Genomic DNA, 202 nt, shown 5'->3' on the forward strand with positions numbered 1-202 from the left:
TGCAAAGTTAGAATGTGCAAAAATAGTTCTAATTCCAGTTCCTTATGACGGAACTAGCACATGGCAAAAAGGCGCTGATAAAGGGCCCGATGCTTTTTTAAACGCTTCAGAAAATATGGAGCTTTATGACATTGAAACAGATACCGAGGTTTATAAAGAAGGTATTTATTTAGCAGATGCTGTTACAGAAAATGCATCGCCA

Annotated in this window: 1 protein-coding gene; it reads left to right on the forward strand. The window is 37.6% G+C overall.

Annotated features, from left to right (window positions below; all coding sequences use genetic code 11):
- The coding region (locus FUA24_RS23400; protein WP_187388373.1) for an arginase family protein at window positions 1-202 on the forward strand (202 nt) is incomplete at both ends.

Source organism: Seonamhaeicola marinus, assembly GCF_008085455.1.